9 protein-coding genes and 1 pseudogene are annotated in these 7475 nt (G+C 64.7%); 2 read left to right on the top strand and 8 right to left on the bottom strand.

Annotated elements, in window-relative coordinates:
- Window positions 1-8 precede the first annotated feature (8 nt).
- The 3 genes from AAC067_RS15740 to AAC067_RS15750 form a co-directional block, all read right to left on the bottom strand.
- Window positions 9-749: an NYN domain-containing protein gene (locus AAC067_RS15740; protein ID WP_339933805.1), complete on the bottom strand. Its 741-nt coding sequence runs from the start codon at window positions 747-749 to the stop codon at window positions 9-11.
- 103 nt (window positions 750-852) lie between these two features.
- Window positions 853-2211, bottom strand: a complete 1359-nt coding sequence (locus AAC067_RS15745; RefSeq protein ID WP_339933806.1) for a hypothetical protein — start codon at window positions 2209-2211, stop codon at window positions 853-855.
- Window positions 2212-2595: 384 nt separating this feature from the next.
- Window positions 2596-3225, bottom strand: coding sequence for a hypothetical protein (locus AAC067_RS15750; RefSeq protein WP_339933807.1), 630 nt, complete (start codon window positions 3223-3225; stop codon window positions 2596-2598).
- Between the two features lie 149 nt (window positions 3226-3374).
- Here AAC067_RS15750 and AAC067_RS15755 point away from each other — a divergent pair, with 149 nt between their 5' ends.
- Complete coding sequence (locus tag AAC067_RS15755) at window positions 3375-3881, top strand: DUF1993 domain-containing protein (RefSeq protein WP_339933808.1); 507 nt, start codon at window positions 3375-3377, stop codon at window positions 3879-3881.
- 183 nt (window positions 3882-4064) lie between these two features.
- Here AAC067_RS15755 and AAC067_RS15760 read toward each other — a convergent pair whose 3' ends face one another.
- Entirely contained in the window at window positions 4065-4307 is a 243-nt protein-coding gene (locus AAC067_RS15760) for a hypothetical protein (RefSeq protein ID WP_339933809.1), read from the bottom strand.
- A 299-nt stretch (window positions 4308-4606) separates the two neighbouring features.
- Between AAC067_RS15760 and AAC067_RS15765 the strand changes: the two genes are divergently transcribed.
- A complete protein-coding gene (locus tag AAC067_RS15765; protein WP_339933810.1) occupies window positions 4607-5530 on the top strand; it encodes a DUF3883 domain-containing protein in 924 nt (307 codons plus the stop codon).
- A gap of 284 nt (window positions 5531-5814) precedes the next feature.
- Here the strand turns inward: AAC067_RS15765 and AAC067_RS15770 are convergent.
- From AAC067_RS15770 to AAC067_RS15785, 4 genes and pseudogenes are all read right to left on the bottom strand, one after another.
- Window positions 5815-6126: pseudogene (locus AAC067_RS15770) on the bottom strand (elongation factor 4); the annotation flags it as partial.
- 54 nt (window positions 6127-6180) lie between these two features.
- Entirely contained in the window at window positions 6181-6774 is a 594-nt protein-coding gene (locus AAC067_RS15775) for a class I SAM-dependent methyltransferase (protein ID WP_339933811.1), read from the bottom strand.
- Entirely contained in the window at window positions 6774-7226 is a 453-nt protein-coding gene (locus AAC067_RS15780; protein ID WP_339933812.1) for a GNAT family N-acetyltransferase, read from the bottom strand. Before AAC067_RS15780 ends, AAC067_RS15775 begins: the two co-directional genes overlap by 1 nt.
- 118 nt (window positions 7227-7344) lie before the next feature.
- Window positions 7345-7475, bottom strand: a 131-nt coding sequence (locus tag AAC067_RS15785; RefSeq protein WP_339933814.1) for a hypothetical protein, incomplete at its 5' end; no start/stop codon positions are given.

Raw genomic sequence — 7475 nt, forward strand, 5'->3', positions numbered from 1 at the left:
CCCCGCCATCACGCCTTGTCGCGCACCCGCATGGCCCCGCCGGCTCCGGCCTGGACCTCGAACCGGCCGGTGGCGCGGATCAGGTCCGACAGCTTGGCATAGCCATAGGTGCGCTGGTCAAAATCGGGATAGGCATTGCGCAGCCGGTTGCCGATACCGCCGAACGAAACCCAGCCGTCGCCGTCCTCGTCCATGTCCGAGATGACCGAGGCGATCATCCGCGTGGCCTCGGTCGGCTTGCGCTTGCCGGCGGTCCCGGCCGCCGCCGCCTTGCCGCCCGACGCCGCCGCCGTCTCGCTGACCGGGGCGTTCAGATTCTCGGTATAGATGAAGCGGGTGCAGGCCTGACGGAAGCTCTCGGGCGTCTTCTGTTCGCCGAAGCCATAGACGTCGACCCCCTCCTCGCGGATGCGCGACGCCAGCCGGGTGAAGTCGGCGTCGGACGACACCAGACAGAAGCCGTCGAACCGGCCCGAATGCAGCAGGTCCATCGCATCGATGACCAGGGCGATATCGCCGGAATTCTTGCCCTTGGTATTGGCGAAATTCTGCTGCGGCTGGATGGCATAGCGGGCCAGCACCTTGGTCCAGCCCTGGATCTGGGCGCTGGCGAAATCGCCATAGATGCGCCGGGCCGAGGCCTCGCCCAAGGTGGCGATCTCGGCAAACAGCGACTCGGCGATGCGCGACGAGGCGTTCTCGGCGTCGATCAGAACGGCCAGACGGGGCGCGCGGGCATCAGCAGGCATGGGCGGCGGCTTTCGAACAGTTGCAGACGCCAGACTCGGCCTGCCCGCGCACCGGGTCAATCCTTGCTGTCACTCGTCGCCCGGCCGCGTCGTCCCGGGGCGATCACTGCGTCGGGGCCGTGCCTGCGCCTGTGCTGGCTGAGGCGACGACCGGGGTCTGGGGCTTCGGTCCGAGACTCACCGTCGTGGTGTTGGTCACGGCGTCATAGACGAAGTTCAGATAGTCGGCTCCGGCCGCCTCGGCCAGGTCGCGCGCGCGACCCAGTTCGAAATCCTGACGCAACTGTCTGTCCCGCAGATCGACGGCGAGGCGACGCAGCGTATTCACCTGCTCCACCACCACCGCCGGCGCGTCCCGATGGCCAAGCGCCGCGGCGCGATCAGACAGGGGGGACACCGCGGACCCGGCCGTCGGCGGCGGCGGCAGGGCGATGGTGGCGAGATTGCGGTTCAGACCGGAAAAGGCGACCTGGGTCCTGAGGCCGTCAAGAGCGGCTTTGGTATTCTGCCCTGTCAGCAGCATGTCCGCGGCGCGGAGCGGGCTGGCGATGAGGGCACCGAGAGTCTCTGACGGGGAATAGCGCAGTTCGCGATCCTTGCCGACGATCGCATGATCGAGGAGCAGCACATCGGCGGCATAGTCTGCAGCCAGGTAGGGACCCAGCCGGTCGGCGTAGTCGCGGGTGGAATTCAGGGCGTCTGCGCGACTGTTAAGCGCCAGGCAGGCGGTGTGCAGGCGTCGGGCTTCATCCGACAGCACGCCGTCCGGATCCCGGGTGCGCAGTGTGGCATTTGCGGACCAACCAACGACCGTGTCCTTCACGGCGACATACGGCTGGCAGTCCATCCTGCCCTCGGTCGTCCCGAGCAAGGCCAGCGCGCGATTGTAGCGGTCATAACGGAGCGTAATCAGCTGAAGGGCCAGCGACCCGCCATGGAACAGTTCGCGGGTCGGTTCATAGGCGTTGAACTGGCTGATGACGATCGGAACGAAAGCCGCGATCGCCCAGGCCTGTCGTGTCGAATTGCTGATCCCGCCCTCGAAAGCCCCGGCCGCGCCGACCATGGTGATGCCCGATCCCATGTCCATGAAGGCCTGCTGGCGGGCGGCGCGGCGATTGTAGAAGCTGTACAGATGAACCACGTCGCGCCGCACCACCTGATAGTTGGTGGCCCCGCCCTGAAGCGTGCCCAGGGCGCATTCGCGCGCGTCCAGGGCCCCGAGCGCAAAGGCGTTCCGGGTTCCGACGGCCGGATCCGGGTAGGCCTCCACCGCGGCGCAGGGGTCGGCCGGGAGCGGTATCGCGTTAAGTGCCTTCCCGTCGGGCCCGGTATCGCGCGCCGCATGCAGGGCGTTGCGATAGGCTGTGGCCGATTCCGGGCTATCGGCACCGAAGCTGGCGCAGCCGCCGAGCACGGCCGTGCTCATCAATACGATCAGGGCGGTTCGAACTGTGGTCATGCGGCGAGCGCCTCCCAACGCCCGGTTCGTGATCCGACCGCCGCTACTCGCGACCGGCCGGTGTCGGCGCGGGGTCGTCCGGCCACATCGACCCAAAAACCGCCGCCAAGACATTCGGTAATCCGCCCGACGGAAGGCTCGATCGTCGGTCCGCAATACCCCTCAAGGTAGCATTTCTACACCGAAGACTCACTTCTTGGCAACCGACGTTGGGCGACGCCCGCGGTCCGAGAAGCCCTTGAATACACCTGCAGACAGGGCACGCGTCGTCCGTAATCCTGACACCGGTGACGTTCTTGCCCCATTCGTTACAGAACTACAGGCTGTATGAACTGCGAGTGCATCGTCGGTTCGAGGCGGTGCGGCCACACCCGCCCATCGGTATCAATGGGCGTGAGGGTCGCCCGTCGCGCCGGTGTGGGCCGCACAGCTGACCGCCGGGTTGAACGGCCGGAATATGCCGTTGGGATTGTCGCGGTACAGCCAGACGTGCCGGTCATAGTGCGGGGCGAACATATGGCCCTCATCAACCTCGGTGGCAGGATCATCCTCCATCCGGTCGAAGGGCACCCCCTGAAAGCTGGGCGGGGCGGTATGGCCGGCGGCTTCCCAAGCCGCGATGAACACCAGATTCTCGACCCCGACCAGCTCCATGCTGCCATCCGCCTGCGGCTCATAGAGCAGGACCGCCGGGCTGCCGAAATCCGTGTGGGTGCCCGTCCCGTCGACCCGCGGGTTCGGCGGGCCGTTAATACCCAGCAGATCCGGCCGGAAATAGTGCACGCCCATCGCGCCGTCGGTGGCAGGCAGCCCCATCCCCGCGGCGGTCTCGCAACTGTTCATCGGGTCGCGGATAAAGCCCTCGGCCAGGGCCACATTGACGTCGCGAAACCGCTCGGTCGCGGCGCGGACCTCGTCCAGCGTCGGATCTCCGGCAGCAGCCGCTCCGGCGCAGCTCAGCGCCGCCAGCCCCACCGCGCCGGACAGGATGATCGAGAAGAATTGCTGCCGCATGGTCAGGTCTCCGTGAAAATTCAGTCGAATAATCCGGTGACGCTGCTCAGGATCACCGCGTGACGCGCCGGACCATGCACTCACAGAACGCCGTTTTCAATATTCACATGTCTCTCGACCTGCTCCCGGCGCGGGGCTAGACCGCGACCATGGCCACAGAACTGTACGACCTCACCGTCCCCGTGTTCAGCAAACACCTGACCGCCCTGTCGGGCCTTCTGGACAAGGCGCGCGACCATGCCGCCGCCACGGATCAGGGCGCCGGTGCCCTGCTGGCGCACCGGCTGATCGCCGACATGCATCCGCTGACCAAACAGGTGCAGATGGCCGCCGACGGGCCCAAGCTGTGCATTGCCCGCCTGTCCGGCGTCGCCGCCCCGGTGGCCGAGGATACCGAGACCACGATCGACCAGCTGCAGGCCCGCATCCGCCAGACCCTCGACTATCTGGCCTCGGTGCCGCGCACGGCCGTCGACGGTCAGGAGGATCGCGAGGTGGTGCTGACCTTCCCGTCCGGCGAGATGCGCTTCACCGGCCGCGACTATGCGGTCGGCTTCGCCCAGCCGAATTTCTTCTTCCACCTGACCACCGCCTACGCCCTGCTACGGGCCCAGGGCGTGCCGCTGGGCAAGCGCGACTTCTTCGGCGGGATGTAGGCCCCCAACATTCCGTCATCCTCGGGCTTGTCCCGAGGACCCATTCCGCCACCGCGGCGTCGGTCGGGGTTTCGCGCTGTCCTGGGGCGGCGCGTTCTGATCAGAAGCCGGCAGAGCCTGAACGATGGGTCCTCGGGACAAGCCCGAGGATGACGGGGTGGGTGGAGCGTAGCCTTCGCCCCCTCAGTCGAACATCTCGGGCAGCTGGCCCGCCTTGAAGATGATCGTCGGCGTCTCGTCATAGTCGCCCAGTTCGGTGTCGGCCGAGACCGAAAACGCCACCACCCCCAGCCGCAAGGGGGCCAGCCGCTCGGCCTTGCGCCGCGCCTCCTCGGCATCCTTGCACCCGACCTGCGGCTCAGCCTTCAACGCCCCGCCGCGCCCGGCCACATAGGTCTGCAGGATATAGACGGTTTCACTGGCCATCCCCGGCAGTGCGGCCTGTTCGGCGGCGGGGTCAAGGGGGCGGGCCAGACCCGTCCGTCAAAACCCTGTCTCCTCCCTGTCGCGCAGCGATGGGGAGGGGGACCGCGAAGCGGTGGAGGGGTTAGCCGCCCCGCCTACGCCCCGGCTGCGGCTCACCCTTAAACGCCCCGCCACCTGAGTCTGCAGGAAATAGATGGCGCGGCAGTGCGGCCTGTTCAGGGGCGGGGTCAGGGGGATTGAAGCACTCCGCCTAGTCAAACTTGAATCCGCGACCTAACCTCCAGTTAGGCGGAGGGGCCATGGTCGACCAATCTAAGATAGGAACCGACTGGAGCGCCGATGAACTCGACGCCATCGTCGCCGACTATTTTGCCATGCTCGAAGCACAGGATGCCGGCCAGCCTTTCGTAAAGGCTCAACGGGCCCGCGCACTTGATGAGCAGATTGGCCGCGGTCACAAGTCGATCGAATTCAAGCACATGAACATTTCGGCGGTTCTGGCTGAGCTGGGAATGCCGGTCATTCGTGGCTACCGCCCGATGTCCAACTATCAGCGAGCAATCTTTCCAGCGGTCGACCGCTATCTCGATGCCCACCCGGACGCTTGGACCATCGGCGAGGCTGCTGCTCTTACCGACACTTTCGGCACCAGAAGCCCATCGCGCGCGGGCACTCAGAGCAAGACACAAACAGACCCTCAACCCGGCATGGCTGATGAGCCCGCCTCGTGGTCGCCCTTGATAGTCGAGCCCGCCCCGTCTCCCGGTTGGCCGCGAAAGCCTCGACCCGAAGGACTGGAACGGCTCGTGCGTAAATTCGACCCCGCGGCCCGCGACCACCGCAATCGTCGCCTCGGCCTTCTGGGCGAAGAACGCATTTTCCATCATGAGCGCGAGCGGCTTAATGCCGCCGATCGCGCCGATCTGGCGCGCAAGGTCGAGTGGACGTCGCAGGAACGAGGCGACGGGGCCGGCTATGACATCAAGAGCTTCCATCCGTCCGGGGCGGACCGGCTGATTGAGGTGAAGGCCACGCGCGGGGGCCGGACAACGCCCTTCTTCCTGACCCGCACCGAGCGCGAGGTCAGTCAGGAACGCCCCGCCGAGTGGCGTCTGTTTCGGCTCTACGAGCTTTCCGGTGATCCAAAACTGTTCCGGCTGAAACCGCCGCTCGAAAGCGCCGTCACGCTTGAAGCCGAGACTTGGCGGGCCTCCGTCGGCTAGGTCGCGTTTCAAACCGGATCAGCCCGTACTTCTCCGCGAACCAGCCAACGAATGCCTCCGCTGTCTCGCCGTACTGCCAGTAACGCAGCTGATCCTCCCGCGACCAACCGGCGTCGACCGTGTCGATGCACCAGTCGCGCTTCATCACCCGGTCGACCTCAGCCAACCACGCGGTGCACTCAGCGGAAAGGTCGAACGTTTCCATCCGCCCAGCCTGCGTCTTTCCGGCAAATCCGGCTACCAACCCAGGGTAGGATCAGCCCTTACGGAACGCCCCCCTATCCTCAGTCGTCATCCATCTTCAGCGCCGCGATAAAGGCTTCCTGCGGAATCTCGACCTTGCCGAACTGGCGCATGCGCTTCTTGCCGGCCTTCTGCTTCTCGAGCAGCTTCTTCTTGCGGGTGGCGTCGCCGCCGTAGCATTTCGAGGTCACGTCCTTGCGCAGGGCGCGCACGGTTTCGCGGGCGATGATCTTGCCGCCGATGGCCGCCTGGATCGGGATCACGAACAGATGCGGCGGGATCAGCGCCTTCATCTTCTCAACCATCGAGCGGCCGCGATGCACCAGCATCGACAGGGCACCGCCCGGTTCAGCGAACGGCTTCGCCCACCCGATTTTCAGGGCAGGTCTACAGTGTGGAAGCAACCCTCACGCCGCGCCAAGGCCGATCAGTACGGCCATATTCTGATCATCGGCCTGGAATGAAAACGCCTGTTCGACGCGAACATCCCGAAGGTTTGCCAAGGTGAGCGCGTTTGCCACCCGGCTTTCCGTCAACCCGAAGTCGCCACCATCAGACGACAACCAGTCCCACTGCACAAAACGACCATCAGGGACCAGCGCGCGCGACAGGACATCAACGGTAGACTCGTAGTCGGGCAGAAAGCTGCAAACGGATGAGGCCACAATCAAATGGAAGCCGGAAAACCAGCTGGCGCTGCGCCGGACAGTCTCGTCATTCAGATCGGCGCATACTGCCGTCACATTTCCGAGCGCTTTTCCTTTCAGCGCCTGAATCATCTTTTCTGACGTGTCGACCGAAACGACCTCTTTGACCAACGGCGAGAGCTTTTCGGTCAGAAGTCCGGTGCCGCATCCAAAGTCCAGAACCCGCCGGGTTCTCCAGATGTCCTTGCGAACATCGACATGATTGAAAAGGGAGGACAAGGCCTTGTCCGAATACGACCGGACCTGCGCATCCTGATCCCAGCCCTCGGCGTGTTGGTCCCAGTTTTCGGGCATTATTCAGGTTCCAGACGTTTGCTCATCGAGACGGTATTGCCCTCTCTGGAAATCTCTTTCCATCCGAGGCGGATATAGAACCGCACGTTCTCAGGCATTCCGACATGCGTGTTCAACCGCATTTCGCTGTATCCCTGCTTCCTTGCCTCAGTCTCCGACAGAGCAAGCAATTCGCGCCCGAGCCCCCGTCCGCCGTGGTCCGGATGAACGGCCACATTAGCCAGTTTCATCGCCGCCGCCTGCGCAACGAGAACAAGACCAGCGACGATCTCGCCGTCGTCAACGGCCACCCAGACCTGATTGTTCTCGATTTCCGCGGCGCAACCTTCCGACACCGGCGGCAGGTCCGTCAGGTGCCCTGTGTATCGCGCGTAGGCCGCATCGATGCATGACGCCAGCCCGGCAGCGTCGGCGACCTGTGCCCTGCGAATACGCGAATTACCTGCCTTCAATTGATGCCCTCACGGCTTCGATTCACGCCACCCACCTTGTCATTTAGGCCGTCCAGTTTTGAACCGGCGCAGGCTGAAACCATCAAGCACCAAGCTTGAAGCAATAACCGCCCGGCCCTCAATCGTCATCCATCTTCAGCGCCGCGATGAACGCTTCCTGCGGGATCTCGACCTTGCCGAACTGGCGCATGCGCTTCTTGCCGGCCTTCTGCTTCTCGAGCAGCTTCTTCTTGCGGGTGGCGTCGCCGC

The organism is uncultured Brevundimonas sp., assembly GCF_963977465.1.
Taxonomy (GTDB): Bacteria; Pseudomonadota; Alphaproteobacteria; order Caulobacterales; family Caulobacteraceae; genus Brevundimonas.